The following is a 14,569-nucleotide window of genomic DNA, read 5'->3' on the forward strand; positions in this document are numbered from 1 at the left end:
AGCCGCCATGCTGATGCTATCCCGCACCGCTGCGTCGCTATACTGGCTGGGCCGCTATATCGAACGTGCCGATTTCATCGCGCGACTGGTCGAAGCCACCGTGCGGCTGGATGCGCTGTCGGCGCGCCCGGCGGGCGAAGACGCCTGGGGCAGTGCGCTGACCGTGACCTATAATGAAGAGGCGTTCGCCGAAACGGGCGAGAATCTGACCGCGCAGAATGTTGCGCGGTTCCTGCTGCTCGACAAGACGCATCCGGGGTCGATCCAGCAATGTATGACGATGGCGCGCAACAACGCCCGTGCCGTCCGTACCGCCCTGACCCGCGACAGCTGGACGGCGATCAACCGGGCGTGGCTGCTGTTTCAGAACTGCGCCGGCCTCGACAATTCCGCTGCCACGCTGAGCCTGATCGAAGCGGTGAAGGCGGAGGCGCAGGGTTTCGAAGGCGCGCTGCACCGAATGATGAAGAATGAAGCGACCGCCTTCATCCGGCTGGGCGGCGCGATCGAACGGGCGGACAACAGCGCGCGCCTGCTCGACGTCAAATATCACCTGCTGTTGCCGAAGGACGAAAAAGTCGGCGGCGTGGTCGATCGCGATCAGTGGACGACGATCCTGCAAACCGTGTCGGCGGTGACCGCCTATCGCTGGCTCTACAGCGAAGGACTGAAGCCCGATCTGGTCATCGACCTGTTGATGACGCGGCCCGAACTGCCGCGCTCGCTGGCCGCCTGTGTCGAGGATACGGTCGAACTGCTGGCCATTCTGGGCAAGCGCACCGGACTTCAGGGAGAGGCCGACCGCATGGCGCGGGCACGTCTGGCGCGCATGCACAAGACGCGCAGCAAGGAAGTCATCACCTCCGGCCTGCATGAATATCTTCAGGCTTTCATTCGGGAAAATGCCATGCTCGACGCGGCAATCGCCCGCCAGTTCCGGTTTGTATAATGCGTATCTCCATCGACCATCAGACCCGCTACCGGTTCGAAGAACCACAGGCCCGTGTGGTGCAGTTGCTGCACATGCGCCCGTGCGACACCAATCATCAGACTGTAGTCGCCTGGCGCGTCGACATCGATTGCGACGCTCGGCTGCGCAAGCATGAGGACGGTTTCGGCAATGAAGTGACGATGGTTTATGCCGACGGCCCGCTGGAATCGATCACCATAGAGGTCACCGGCGAAATCCTGACCGACAACGAAGCGGCGGGCGTGGTGCATGGCGCGCCGGAACCGCTGCCGCCTGCCCTGTTTCTGCGCCAGACCGCGCGAACCCGTCCCGACGACGCTATTCGCGACTATGCGGATGGGTTGAATATGGAAAAGGACGCACTCGGCGGGCTACACGCGCTATGCTCCGCCCTGTGCGACCGGTTTGAAATCGTGCCGGTCCGTCCCGACCATATGCAACCGGTCGGTGAAACCTTCGCCACAAAATCGGCTTCTCCGCACGAGCTGGCCGAATTATTCTGCTCCATCGCCCGGACATGCGGCTTCCCCGCCCGTTTCATCGCCGGATATCGCGTGTCTGAAACGGAAAAGCGGATGGCAAGCCTCCATGCCTGGGCCGAAGCTTATATCGAGGATCTGGGATGGGTCGGCTTCGATCCCGCCTGCGGCATTTCGCCGGACGAACGCTATGTCCGCGTTGCCGCCGGGCTGGATGCCTCCGACACCGCGGCCAGTTCGGGTTCGCGCACCGGCGGCGGCGAAGAGGCCATGGATGTGGACATCGACGCGCATATGCTGGGCGCCGGGCAGCATTAGCGGAAAGCCCGCCCCCTCACTCGACGCTTTATATCAGGCCGGTTCGTGTACGCGCGAAGCCGGTGCGGCCGGAACCTCGCGTTCCTCATCGAGCAATGCCCAGCCGTCGGGGCCAAGCGCCTCGATCGGCTTGTAGCGGGTCTTGTACGCCATGCGCGCGGACCCCTTCACCCAATAGCCGAGATAGACATAGGGCAGTCCCGCCCGACGCGAGCGCAGGATGTGGTCGAGAATGATGAAGTTGCCCAGGCCGGGACGGCTGTCATCGTCGGCAAGGAAGAAGCTGTAGATCATCGACAGGCCATCCGCCTGCTGGTCGGTGATGCACGCGCCCACCAGTCGCCCCTTGCGTCCGTCCACCGACGGTTCGCGATATTCGATCACATAAGAGGTAACGGGGCTTTGCTCGACCATGTCGGCATAATCACCCTCATCCATCGTCGCCATGCCGCCCTCGGGATGGCGCGCCTTCAGATAGCGGCGCAGCAACTGAAACTGCTCATCCGTCGCCCATGGGCGGCAGGCATTGATTTCCAGATCCGAATGCCGGCGCAGCAGCTTGCGTTGCGTCGCATTGGGTCGAAATTCGTCGGCAACGACCCGCACCGACACACAGGCATTGCACCCCGCGCAGCTTGGCCGATAGGCGACGGACTGGCTGCGGCGAAAGCCGATCCGGCCGAGCGCATCGTTCAGTTCACCCGCATGCTGCCCCGTCAATTCGGTAAAAACCTTCCGCTCCTGACGGCCGGGAAGATAGGGGCAAGGGGTTGGACTGGTTACGAAAAATCGCGGAAATCTAAACGGCGCGCTCACCTGTCCATGCCCCTTTCCAGTCTGGTCGCTGATCGTGTGACAACCCGACTATGGAACGCCGCGCGGATGATGAAAAGGGGATTCACCATAAAAGAAAGTTAACGCGGCAGGAATAATTTCGCTGATTTCGCAAAAGCCGAAAACCGCCCCCTTTTGCCTTGGGGAACAGTGTATCCAATTGGACGGGGGCAGTGAATCCGCGGCCGACTCAACTCACCGCAGATGCGATTCGCTTCGTCACGCCAGTTCGACGGGACTGACCGAATAGCCGGTATTGCGCAGCGCCGCGATCAGCCGGTCGAGATGCTTCGCATCGCGCGTCTCGCACTCGATATCGGTGATCAGCCCCTTGGCAGGCAGAGAGGTGAACACCCGCTGGTGATAGACCTCGATGATGTTGACGCCCTGTTCGTGGAAGATTTTCGCCACGTTGAACAGCGCACCGGGGCGATCCTGCAGCCGGATGCGCAGACGCGCCAGCCGTCCCGAACGCGCCAGATCGCGCAGCAGCACATTGGCGAGCAGCCGGGTATCGATATTGCCGCCGCACAGCACCGTGCCCACGGTCTTGCCCTTGAACTTCTCCGGATAGGCAAGCAGCGCCGCCAGCCCTGCCGCGCCTGCTCCTTCGACCACTGTCTTTTCGATCTGCAGCAACAGGCTGACCGACTCTTCCAGCATCCGTTCGTTGACCAGCACGATGTCGTCGACCAGCGCCTTGATGACCTGACTGGTAAGCTTGCCCGGCTCCTTCACCGCGATCCCTTCGGCCAGCGTGTCGCCGCCGCACGGCAGTTCGGTATGTTTCAGGCGGTTGAACATCGACGGAAACAGTTCCGCCTCCACCCCGATCACCTCGATCGGATGATCCTGCGCCTTGGCTACCGTCGCAATGCCGGAGATCAGTCCGCCGCCGCCCAGCGGCACGACCAGCGTATCGATCTCGGGCGCATCCGCCAGCATCTCCAGCGCGACCGTCCCCTGCCCCGCCATGATCCGTGCATCGTCGAACGGATGGACGAAGGTATAGCCCTTTTCCGCCTCCAGCATACGGGCATGGGCATAGGCATCGTCAAAGGTTTCGCCCTCCAGCACGATGGTCGCGCCATGGCCTTCGGTCTGCGTCACCTTCACCGTCGGCGTCGGGCGCGGCATGACGATGGTGGACGGAATGCCCAGCCGCGTCGCGTGATAGGCAAGGCCCTGCGCATGGTTGCCCGCCGATGCGGCGATCACGCCCTTGGAGCGCGCCTCCTCATCCAGTTGCAGCAGCGTGTTGAGCGCGCCGCGCTCCTTATACGCGGCGGTGAACTGAAGATTCTCGAACTTCAGATAGACTTTCGCCCCCGTCAGGTCGGACAGCGTCTTGCTGTACAGCGTCGGCGTGCGGACCAGCGCGCCGGCAATCCGTTCGGCGGCGGCATGGACGTCATCGACGGTGAGCGGAAGCGCAGCGGAGGAGGGTGCAACATTGGTAGCCATGGCGCATGGCCCTAGAGCATCTGGCGCTATCGTGGAACACGTCTTATGCCCCGTTCGTCCTTTCACGGCGGATTGTTTCACCGCCCATCCTGTTTCGGGAGCGTAATTGCGTGATTTCTCGTTTGCTTGCCCTTGCCGCGTCGATTGTTCTGATGTGCGGTGCGACCCTTGCCCATGCCGACGGACTGATCGACAATGTCAACGGCATCGCGCTCGACCGCAACGGGGAAGTGGTCCATTTCACCGGCCTGACGATCGGTCAGGACGGACGTATCACCGCGCTGCTCAGCGATCATGACAAGCGCCCCAAACATCCCGACTGGCGCACCGACATGCACGGCAAGACGCTGATCCCCGGCATGGTCGACGCGCACGGGCATGTCATGGAACTTGGCCTGCGCAAGCTGTCGCTCGACCTGTCGGACACGACCTCGCTGGCCGAGGCACAGGCGAAGCTGGCGACATTCGCGGACAAGAATCAGGGGCGTCCATGGATTCTGGGCGGCGGCTGGACTCAGGAAAGCTGGGGCATGAGCAACTTTCCGACCGCGGCCGATCTCGACAAGGCGGTATCCGAACGCCCCGTCTGGCTGACGCGCGCCGACGGCCATGCCGGATGGGCGAACAGCGCCGCGCTGAAGGCCGCGGACATCACCGCCAAAACCTCGGAGCCAAAGGGCGGACGGATCATCAGGGATGCGAAGGGCAATCCCACCGGCATCCTGATCGGCACCGCGCAAAAGCTGATGGAAAAGGTCGTTCCCCAGCCGTCGCCCAAGGATCTCGACGCCGCGTTTCAGGCCGCACAGGAAGCGCTGCTAAGCGTCGGCATCACCGCGACCGACGATATGGGCACCTCGGTCGCCGACTGGATGGCGTTTCGCCGTGCGGGCGACAAGGGGCAGCTCCGTCTGCGCATCGTCAGCTATGCCGACAGCGTGAAGACCGCGACGCTGATCGCCGGACCGGGGCCGACGCCCTGGCTGTACGATGGAAAGCTGCGCTGCATCGGCATCAAATATGGCGAAGACGGCACGCTGGGAACACGCGGTGCGTGGCTGAAGGCGCCCTATGCCGATGCGCCCAAGGATACGGGCCTGCCCCTGCTGACCACCGACCAGCTACTCAACCTGATGAGCCGCGCGTCGATGGACCATTTTCAGGTCGCGGTGGACGCCTATGGCGACAAGGCGAACCAGACCGTGCTCGACTCGATCGACGAGCTTACCGAAACGTACAAGGGCGACCGGCGCTGGCGGATCGAACATGCGCAGATCGTCGATCCGGACGACCTGCCGCGTTTCGGCAAACATGGCATCATTGCCTCGATGGAGCCGGTGCGCGCGGTTTCGGAGCGCGCAATGGCGACCGCCCGGCTGGGGCCGGACCGGTTGAAAGGCGCGTTCGCCTGGAATGCGATGCTGGCAAACAAGGTGCCGCTGGCATTCGGGTCGGATTACCCGGTTGAGGAACCCAACCCCTTTATCGGCTGGGCCGTCGCCTTCACCCGACAGGACGCCGATGGCCGTCCGTTCGGCGGCTGGACGCCCGAACAGGCGGTCAGCCGGGTGCAGGCATGGCGCGCCTTCACCCAGACGGGCGCCTATGCCAGCTTCGCGGAAAAGGATTTCGGCACGCTGGCACCCGGCGAACAGGCCGACTTCCTGATCGTCGACCGCGACCCCCTGCTCGTCTCACCCACCGACTTGCGCCAGACGCAGGTGCTGCAAACCTGGGTCGGCGGCAAACCGGTATGGGAGCGTAAGGGGAACGCACAATGATGGACGATTTCGGACGCTGGCTGGCAGCGAACGCCCCAACGATCAGCATCTTTTTCAACTTTCTGATGGTCGTTGTCTGGATAACCTATCTTCAGCTTCTGCTGGTTCAGTTTCGTGCAACCCGGCGATCCTCGATCCTGATTACCCGCGCCGCAGGACGCGGCATGCGAAGCCGCTGCCTCGTCACCAATATGAGCAGCCAGCCGCTCTATGTAACCAGCCTGATCGGCACGCTGCACGTCGGTGACAGACTCATCGAGCTGCCGCTGACCGACTTGCGTGATCTGCCGGGAGATCTGGGCGACGACCCACGTTCAAAAATGCGTCAGGGCAGCCTCAACACGGGCCAGTATCTCGACATCGGGCATTTCCACGAGATCGTGGAAGTCATGCTGGCCGCCAATGAAGAAACGGAAGTGGACATGCCGCAAGTCGAACAGCTCGACCTCACCGTCGTCGCTTTCTACTCGCGCGAAGACCTGCCGGTGGGTGCGGTTCGCAGCTTCCATTTCGACCACAAAGCCGCAACCGGCGCACGCGTCCGCCCCCTCAACCTCGCCACCGACCAGATCCGCCAGATGGCGCGCCGCCGGACGCTGCTGAAAAAGGTCGAATATCACATGTGACGGATGCGGCGAGGCCGCAACAAGGCATGGGAACTGAAGTTCGGGGCAACTTGGGGACGATAAAAGAGCCGCGAAAGCTATTGGCCGACAGGGTTGGTAGTCGCCGGGACGCCCAAATGACGCGTAATCCACTTTGTAAAAAAGGATATGCGCGTACTGGCAAATGTCTGACCACAGACTCCCTGCTTAAAGATTCCGGCGCGTGTAGCCGCAACATCTGCACTTGACCCATCTAGACCATGGGTCACACCGGCCAGCATCCATTTGCCATCAACCTTGATCAAAACCGGCCCTCCACTGTCACCACCGGCGATCACGCCCTCCAGTGGCAGTGCCCGCGAACCGCAATCGAATACATAACGCAGCCAGGGGCCATGAGCGTCAGTAATCCGGTTCTCTGCCCTTCTCAGCGCACCGCGGTGCGGGGCATTGGCAGGTGCTCCGGTCTGATCGGTCCCCGTCGCCCCTTTGCCGAAAATCTGCGCAACTTGGCCGACTTCCGCGGAGCCAGTATAGAATGGCATCGGCCTGACGTCTGAAACCGGATCTTTTAGTTCGAGCAGCGCGATATCCCGCATGTTCGCCATTGCCGCTTTGTATTGCTTCATCCAGGCGACGGAATCGAACGAACTTGTCTTGTCGAAAAGGGGTTTGAACATTGCTTGCCAGGCAAGCGCCGCAGCCTCGAATCCGGGATACACAATAATATGAGCCACCGCTCGGCGCTTACCATGGATCGTGACGAACCAGTCTTTCGGATAATCCTTCATGTAGCGCACAGCATGAGCGGCGGTGACGACCCAGGACGGCGCGATCAAGGCACCATGTCCTTCATATGGCAAATCTGCCAATGCCGGGATGGCTTGCGGGTCGATCCTGTAGCGCGCATCGGGGACATCATGACGTCTGACGATGGCGGATGCTGGCGTGGGAATCGCCGACAGGAGCAGCGATAGCACGCCAACGAAAACGCCATACTTCGATGGCATCGTTCAAATCCCCCCAAGGTTACTTGGGGATTCAGCCGCCGCCTTCTGATGCGGAGTATGGTTGAGGCCTCCCGAACAAAAAAGGGCGGCCCGTTGCGCGAGCCGCCCTTTCTATTGTTTCCGCAACCGCCATGGCGGCCGGGATAACCGGTGGGGCGCCGAAACGCCCCTGCCCGATTACTTCAGCTCGACGGTACCGCCGGCTGCTTCGATCTTCTTCTTCAGCTCTTCGGCTTCGTCCTTGGACACGCCTTCCTTGACGGCCTTCGGAGCGCCTTCGACCAGCGCCTTGGCTTCGGTCAGGCCCAGGCCGGTGATGGCGCGGACTTCCTTGATGACGTTGATCTTCTTGCCGCCGTCGCCGGTCAGGATGACGTCGAATTCGTCCTTGGCTTCTTCAGCAGCAGCGCCGCCGGCGCCACCGGCAGCCGGAGCAGCCGCAACCGCAGCAGCGGCAGAAACGCCCCACTTTTCTTCGAGCATCTTCGACAGTTCAGCCGCCTCAAGGACGGTCAGTTCGGAAAGCTGGTCCACCAGCGCGTTCAGGTCAGCCATGATAAACTCCAGTAAAAATCAGATGATAAAGGGATAGTCGGTCGCGAAAGCCTTATGCGGCTTCCTTGGCGCCATAAGCGCCGAACACACGCGCAACCTGACCCGCCGGGGCCTGGGTGATCTGCGCCAGCTTCGTGGCGGGAGCCGAAATCAGGCCCACCATCTTCGCACGCAGTTCATCCAGCGACGGCAGTTCAGCCAGCGCCTTCACGCCATTCACGTCGAGCACGGTGCTGCCCATCGCGCCGCCAAGCACTTCCAGCTTTTCGTTGGTCTTGGCGAAATCGACCACCACCTTTGCGGCGGCGACCGGGTCTTCCGATGTGGCAAGCGCCGTCGGTCCGACCAGCAGGTCCGCAAGGGCTGCATAATCGGTGCCGTCGATCGCGATCTTGGCAAGGCGGTTCTTCGCGACCTTATAGCTCGCACCGGCTTCGCGCATCTTGTTCCTCAGGTCCGACGACTGCGCGACGGTGAGGCCGAGATTGCGGGTGACAACCACCACGCCAACCTCGTTAAAGGTGCGGTTCAGCTCGGCAACGGCTTCGGTCTTCTGGGAACGATCCATGCCGGTCTCCTCAACTATGGACTTGGGAAGCCATGGGCCGCCCGCGTCCGGTTCACGCACTTCGCACCGGATGGCGCGAAGCGTCCGGGCCTTGCGACCCGTAATTGTCCGAGGGGCGTTGAATCGTCACTGCCGGAATATCCCCGGCCTGACCCGAACCCGCGTGAAAGCGCGTCCGGTATAAATTCTGTCCCCGTCTTGGCCGGAAATTAAGCACCACGGATCGGGTGCACCTGCTGTCTCGGACGGATATCGGTCACGGCGAACCGCAGCCGATGAAGGCGCGCACATAACGCGATCGTCGCCGAAGTCAATTGCGGATGGCATTTTCCGCCAAAAGTTAACGCCTCTTAACCGCGTCTCACGCCGGGACAGGTGAATTTTGGCGGCTTCCCAACACCCCGGAATCGCTCCATATCCCACCTATCATGGCTCAGCACTCCTCTTCGATCCGCCGCGTACTCCGCAAGACCGTTCTGATCGCCGCCACGGCATGTGCGGGCATGAGTTTGCTGACGGTTCAGCCCGCAGCGGCGAAGGAAAGTGCGATGCGCCCGAATGAGGTGCATACCGTGCTGTCGCTGAACGCACCTTTGAAGGGAGGCGATTTCGCCTGGGACGACGACGGATCGAAAACCCAGCCCGTTCGCGTTGTCGTCGATCTGGCGCGTGAAATGCTGTATGTTTATCGCGGGGGCACCGAAATCGGTCGCACAATCATTCTGTATGGCGCGGACAACAAACCGACGCCGATGGGCGTGTTCCCCATCCTCAACAAGGATGCGGATCATTTCTCCGCCACCTATGACCATGCGCCGATGCCGTGGAACCTGCGGCTGACCTGGGGCGGAGTCGCCATTCACGGGACCGAAGTCGATACCCGCTATGCCACCCATGGCTGTGTCGGCGTGCCGGTCGCGTTCGCGAAGAAGCTGTTCCATGTCGCGCGCAAGGGCGATCCGGTCCTCATTACCCGCAACTGGCTGCCGAAACTCTATGACGACAAGGCGCAGGAGGAGCTTGCGCGGCTCGCCAATGCACAGGTCGAACAAAGAGCCTCGCAACAGGCACCGGTGCCGGCAGCGATTGCTCCCGCAACACCCGCTGCACCGGCTCAGGCAGCACCCGCTCCGGCACCGGCGGATTCGCCCGTCCCCTGATCGTCTTCGCCGACGATCCGCAACGGCTCCTTGAACGTATTGGTGACATAGGGGAAGGGAATCTCGATCCCCGCTTCGTCCAGCGCGCGCTTGATATTGCGGATGACGCTGTCGCGCGTGCGATGCATGTCGATGGGCTTCGATCCCGCCCACCAGCGCACGGTAAAGTCGATGGAGCTTGAATTGAACTCCCGCGCGAATACATCGATCCGCTGGTCGGTATCGACGCCCTCGGCTTCCTCGACCGCCTTCAGGATGACGGCACGCGCCTGCTCCAGATCGGTGTCATAGGAAACGCCTGCGACAATCTCATGCCGTCGCTGGTCATTGTCGGTCAGAATCTCCACCGGATTCTTGAACAGCTTTGAATTGGGCACGACCGTCAGTTCGTTGGACAATTTGCGGACATGGGTTTCGCGCAGCATGATCTGTTCCACCCTGCCCTCGATCCCGTCGCAGGAGATCATGTCGCCGATCCGCATCTTCTTGCGCAGCAGGATCAGGATACCGGCCAGGAAATTCTCGAAAATATCCTGAAAGGCGAAGCCGATCGCCACCGTACCGATGCCCAGACCGGCAAGCAGGCTGGCGGGCGTCAGCCCCGGCAGCACGATGGTCGCCGCCGTCAATATTCCGACAATCCAGATGGCGATGCCGATCAGCGTTTCTACCAGTGCCTGCAGGCTTGGCCGCATGCTGGTGCGTGTCGTAAGCCGGTCCGAAATCCGCCGCGCGAATTTAGCGATCAGCCAGGTAAGGATCAGGACAACAACCGCGATGACGAGGCTGGGCAGCAATTGCACCGCCGATTTCCACATCGCCTCAAGCTGATGGATCAGGATGTTGAGCGTATTCATTCCGGCCTCGTTCGTTGCACCTGCGCTACGAACCAACCGGAAAACGGACTGGTAAGTTCCGTTTAGCGCTGCTGGAAACGGACGATCCCCGCCCCCAGCCGGTTGCCGCTGATCGTAATCGGATCATGGCTCAGCGTCGCGACGAACGCCGTCCCCCGTTTCGCCCCCGGCGCCAGCGACGCGACATTGTCCTCCACCGTCAGCCCCGCAGAAGGATAGGTCTGCGATTCCGCCGCGACGACGATCAGCCCCGACCAGTTCTCCTTGTGCGATCCCTGCACAAAGACATTATGCGCGATCAGGCCGGTGGCACCGTCGGGCAGGTCGATCATGTAATTGGTCTTGCGCCCCTGACTGTCGTCGAAACTATTGTCGGTGATCGTGACATGCGGACTGCGCAACTTCACATAATGCCCGCCCGTTCCGCGTTCGAAGCGGGAACGGGTAACGGTGACGCTGCCCTTGTTCGCCAGATAGATGGAATGGCTGCAATCCGTGGTTTCATCGCACTGGCCCAGACCCGAAAAGGTCGAATGGTCGATAACGATTTTCTGGTCGGTCGGCTCGCCGCCCAATATGCCTTCCTGACTGTTCAGGAACATCGAATTGGTGACGGTCAGGTTGCCCATCTCGGTCCGGATACCCGCCCCGTTGCCGTCCGACACATGCATGTTACGAAACACGATGCCGTCGACCACCGAACCGCGCCCGCGCAGCACGAACGCCGCCTTGCCCTCGCACGCGGTGCCGTCGAAAATCGCCGTGCCGGGTTTGCGCGCCCTGAAGGTGATGAAACCGCCCTGCTGCACCGTGCACTGGTGATAGACGCCGGGCGCGATCAGGATCGTCGCGGTACCTTCGCGCACCGACTGCACCGCATCGTCCAGATTGGCAAAACCCCGCCCCGTCTGGGCGATGACGAACGGCGCGCTCGCTTGCTGGGCAAGCGCCTGCGATGTCGGCACAAGAGCGAGCGAGGAGAGGATAGCGATGGCGGCAAGCGGGCGCATGGGCGGGTTCCTTTCCCATCCGATGTGCCCGCTTTTCAGCGCCTCCAAAAGGCAAATTGAAGGTTAACCGACCGGCTCACCGCGCTTTTTATTTCTTCCGACTGACGGAACGCGCATGCCCCGGTCCGCCGGCATCCTGCAAATTCATCGCGGTGGACACCAATGAAAGATGCGACAGCCCCTGCGGGAAATTGCCGAGTAACCGGCGATCTTCCCAGGAGAGTTCTTCGGACAGAAGGTAGACGTCATTGGCTCGTTTCAGCAGATGCTCGAACAGGTTGCAGGCATCGTCCTGCCGCCCCTGCAAGGCATAGACATCGGCCAGCCAGAAGCTGGCGGCAATGAATGCCCCTTCGCTTCCGCCGACGCCGTCATCGGTCTTTTCCGTCGAATAGCGCAGGACGAACCCGTCCCGCACCAGTTCGCGTTCAATCGCCGCCACCGTACTGCGCACGCGTTCGTCATCGGCGGGCAGAAACCCGACCAGCGGAATGCGCAGGGCGGAAGCGTCCAGCGCCTCCTCCCCGAACGTCTGGGTGAAGGCGTTGCGCTGCGGATGAAATCCTTCTTCGCACACCAGCGCGTGAATGCGCTGCGCCAGTTCGCGGCATCGTTCGGAGAATGCTTCATCACGCTCCGCAAACCAGCATGCCGCCCGGTCGAACGCGACCCAGCACATCACTTTTGAATAGACATGCTGTTTCGGTCCGCCCCGGCTTTCCCAGATACCGGCATCCGGCTGATCCCATACTTCGGCAAGATTCTCGGCAAGCAGGCGCACCAATATATCGGCGTCTTCACTTGTCGTCATGCCGCGCTGTGCCGCGAAGTAGAGCGTGTCGATCACCTCGCCATAGATATCGAGCTGAAGCTGTCCTACCGCGCCATTGCCGAACCGTACCGGCTTCGCCCCGTTGAATCCGTCCAGCCAGTCGGCTTCCCATTCGATCGACCGGCGGTCGCCATCGACGGTGTAAAAGGGTTGCAGGTCGATCGGTTCTCCGCCCGCGGCCCGGCGCAGCCAGGCCACCCATTGCTCCGCCTCGTCCTTCAACCCCGCCTGCACAAAGGCGAGCAGGGTAAAGGTCGCATCCCGTAACCAGCAGAAGCGATAATCCCAGTTGCGCGCACCGCCCGGACGTTCGGGCAGCGACGATGTCGGCGCCGCGATAATCCCGCCGCTGGGGTGATGGATCAGCGCCTTCAGACTAATCAGCGACCGGACCACCTCGTCGCGGTAATGGCCGTCATAATCGATATGGCCTGCCCATTTCGTCCACCAGCTTTTCGTCTGTTTGAGCGCCTTTTCCGGGTCCACGCGCTGGGGCGGTTCCTTGAACGACTGAAACCAGGTCAGCACGAATGCCGATCGATCCCCTTCTTTCACGGTGAAGCGACTGGTGAACCAGCGATCCTCGAAATTGATCGGCGCATCGAAATCGAGCGCCACCGCATCGGGGCCGGCAATCGCAATTGCCCGCACGTCGGACAACGCCTGGACCAGCGGGTGGAACTGGCCATAGTCGAACCGCAAGGCGAGTTGAGACGACATTTCCACCTCGCCCTCGCGGCATTCGACGATCCGCACGATATCGGGTGCCTCGCCGCGTATCGGCATGAAGTCGATGATCGCCACTACCCCGGTTTCGGTTTCCATCACCGTTTCGAGGATCAGCGTATCCCCCAGATAGCTGCGGCTGCTGTGCTTGATTTCCTTTACCGGACGCATGCTCCAGCAACCGTTTTCGGTATTGCCCAGCAACGCCGCGAAACAGGCGGAGGAATCGAAACGCGGCATGCACAGCCAGTCGATCGAACCGTCCTTGCCGACCAGCGCCGCCGTTTCCCCATCGCCGATAATCGCATAGTCGCCGATATTCTTCTGCAGCATATCGCTCATGCGCGGGCACTCCGGCGATTGACGAAGAGACCTGCAATCGCAGCACCCGCCAAACCCGCCATCCCCAGCGCGACCTTCGCACGATGCATCGTCAGCCAGAGCTGGGACGAACCCGTCCGCGCATTATCGTCGAAACGTCCGTGCGCGCCATGATCGCCGGGCACCGGTTCCCACAGATTGTCCTTCCGCTCGGGCGAGATCGGTTCCTTGTCCTGCTGCCCCGACACGCCGGTCGCCCCCAGATAACGGTCGAGCAGACCGGACGCGAACCGGTCGCCCCAGATCGCCTCCCAGGTCGGCCAGCCCAGGAAAATCTGCTTGCGCTTATGGTGCGCGGCGAAATGGATCGCGCGCGCCGGAATTTCGGGCTGATAGGGCGGGCTGGCCGGCTTGGGCTGCATCGGCATCTTCGTTTTGATCCAGTCGAACTGCGGCGTGTTCACGCCCGGCAGATGCACCATCGACAACCGCACTTTGCTTTTTGCCGCGAAGAGTTCGGCCCGGATCGAATCCTCAAACCCCTGAATGGCGTGTTTTGCCCCGCAATAGGCACTTTGCAACGGAATGCCGCGATAGGCGAGCGCGGACCCGACCAGCACGATACTGCCCTTGTTGCGCGGCATCATCCGCTTCAGCGCAGCATAGGTGCCATGCACCTGCCCCAGATAGGTCACTTCGGTAACGCGCTTATATTCTTCCATCGTCATGTCGACGAAGCGCGATACGACTCCGGCAAAGGCGACATTGACCCAGATATCGATGGGGCCGAACCGCTCCTCAACCTTGTCGGCGGCCTCGTCCACGGCCTGTGCGTCGGCCACGTCGAGCGGCAGGATCATCGCCTCGCCGCCCGCCGCCTCGACCTCTCGCGCTGCTCCCTCCAGCCCGTCCCTGCCGCGCGCGATCAGGCCGATCCGCGCCTTGTCCTTCGCAAACTCCCGCACCACGGCGCGGCCGACACCGGCCGAAGCTCCGGTGATCACGACGACGGGCGGGCGGCTGTTCTTCGGCATGGAATATCTCCTTGGGGGTTTGCCCATAGGACCATTGAAAGCCGT

Annotated in this window: 14 protein-coding genes; 5 read left to right on the top strand and 9 right to left on the bottom strand. The window is 61.9% G+C overall.

What is annotated here, in order from left to right; all coding sequences use genetic code 11:
* Positions 1-13 precede the first annotated feature (13 nt).
* The gene (locus FHR23_RS01600; protein ID WP_184002109.1) at positions 14-949 is read left to right on the top strand and encodes an alpha-E domain-containing protein; all 936 of its coding nucleotides are present in this window, start codon (positions 14-16) and stop codon (positions 947-949) included.
* On the top strand, positions 949-1,767 hold the full coding sequence (locus FHR23_RS01605) for a transglutaminase family protein (protein ID WP_184001187.1): 819 nt from the start codon (positions 949-951) through the stop codon (positions 1,765-1,767). Before FHR23_RS01600 ends, FHR23_RS01605 begins: the two co-directional genes overlap by 1 nt.
* Positions 1,768-1,800: 33 nt before the next feature.
* Here FHR23_RS01605 and FHR23_RS01610 read toward each other — a convergent pair whose 3' ends face one another.
* Together FHR23_RS01610 and FHR23_RS01615 are read right to left on the bottom strand one after the other, a co-directional pair.
* Positions 1,801-2,583 carry an arginyltransferase gene (locus FHR23_RS01610; RefSeq protein WP_184001188.1) on the bottom strand — a complete coding sequence of 261 codons (783 nt, stop codon included), beginning with the start codon at positions 2,581-2,583 and terminating at the stop codon, positions 1,801-1,803.
* Between the two features lie 237 nt (positions 2,584-2,820).
* A complete protein-coding gene (locus FHR23_RS01615; protein WP_184001189.1) occupies positions 2,821-4,065 on the bottom strand; it encodes a threonine ammonia-lyase in 1,245 nt (414 codons plus the stop codon).
* A gap of 152 nt (positions 4,066-4,217) precedes the next feature.
* On the opposite strand from FHR23_RS01615, the gene FHR23_RS01620 reads away from it, so the two are divergent.
* Complete coding sequence (locus FHR23_RS01620) at positions 4,218-5,846, top strand: amidohydrolase (protein WP_184002110.1); 1,629 nt, start codon at positions 4,218-4,220, stop codon at positions 5,844-5,846.
* On the top strand, positions 5,843-6,472 hold the full coding sequence (locus tag FHR23_RS01625; RefSeq protein WP_221227318.1) for a hypothetical protein: 630 nt from the start codon (positions 5,843-5,845) through the stop codon (positions 6,470-6,472). Before FHR23_RS01620 ends, FHR23_RS01625 begins: the two co-directional genes overlap by 4 nt.
* Before the next feature lie 77 nt (positions 6,473-6,549).
* Here FHR23_RS01625 and FHR23_RS01630 read toward each other — a convergent pair whose 3' ends face one another.
* From FHR23_RS01630 to rplJ, 3 genes are all read right to left on the bottom strand, one after another.
* Positions 6,550-7,461: a S1 family peptidase gene (locus tag FHR23_RS01630; RefSeq protein WP_184001190.1), complete on the bottom strand. Its 912-nt coding sequence runs from the start codon at positions 7,459-7,461 to the stop codon at positions 6,550-6,552.
* Positions 7,462-7,638: 177 nt separating this feature from the next.
* The gene (rplL, locus tag FHR23_RS01635) at positions 7,639-8,016 is read right to left on the bottom strand and encodes a 50S ribosomal protein L7/L12 (protein ID WP_184001191.1); all 378 of its coding nucleotides are present in this window, start codon (positions 8,014-8,016) and stop codon (positions 7,639-7,641) included.
* A 52-nt stretch (positions 8,017-8,068) separates the two neighbouring features.
* On the bottom strand, positions 8,069-8,584 hold the full coding sequence (rplJ, locus tag FHR23_RS01640; protein ID WP_184001192.1) for a 50S ribosomal protein L10: 516 nt from the start codon (positions 8,582-8,584) through the stop codon (positions 8,069-8,071).
* Between the two features lie 428 nt (positions 8,585-9,012).
* Here rplJ and FHR23_RS01645 point away from each other — a divergent pair, with 428 nt between their 5' ends.
* Positions 9,013-9,744, top strand: coding sequence for a L,D-transpeptidase family protein (locus tag FHR23_RS01645; RefSeq protein ID WP_246359647.1), 732 nt, complete (start codon positions 9,013-9,015; stop codon positions 9,742-9,744).
* Here FHR23_RS01645 and FHR23_RS01650 read toward each other — a convergent pair.
* From FHR23_RS01650 to FHR23_RS01665, 4 genes are all read right to left on the bottom strand, one after another.
* Complete coding sequence (locus tag FHR23_RS01650; RefSeq protein WP_184001193.1) at positions 9,699-10,601, bottom strand: mechanosensitive ion channel family protein; 903 nt, start codon at positions 10,599-10,601, stop codon at positions 9,699-9,701. The genes FHR23_RS01645 and FHR23_RS01650 overlap by 46 nt on opposite strands.
* Before the next feature lie 62 nt (positions 10,602-10,663).
* Positions 10,664-11,611 carry a right-handed parallel beta-helix repeat-containing protein gene (locus FHR23_RS01655; protein ID WP_184001194.1) on the bottom strand — a complete coding sequence of 316 codons (948 nt, stop codon included), beginning with the start codon at positions 11,609-11,611 and terminating at the stop codon, positions 10,664-10,666.
* 88 nt (positions 11,612-11,699) lie between these two features.
* Positions 11,700-13,511, bottom strand: a complete 1,812-nt coding sequence (locus FHR23_RS01660; protein WP_221227319.1) for a glycoside hydrolase family 15 protein — start codon at positions 13,509-13,511, stop codon at positions 11,700-11,702.
* Positions 13,508-14,524: an SDR family oxidoreductase gene (locus FHR23_RS01665; RefSeq protein ID WP_184001195.1), complete on the bottom strand. Its 1,017-nt coding sequence runs from the start codon at positions 14,522-14,524 to the stop codon at positions 13,508-13,510. The genes FHR23_RS01660 and FHR23_RS01665 overlap by 4 nt, the downstream gene beginning before the upstream one ends.
* Between the last annotated feature and the right edge of the window lie 45 nt (positions 14,525-14,569).

It is taken from the genome of Stakelama sediminis (genome assembly GCF_014199335.1).
Lineage (GTDB): Bacteria > Pseudomonadota > Alphaproteobacteria > Sphingomonadales > Sphingomonadaceae > Sphingomonas > Sphingomonas sediminis.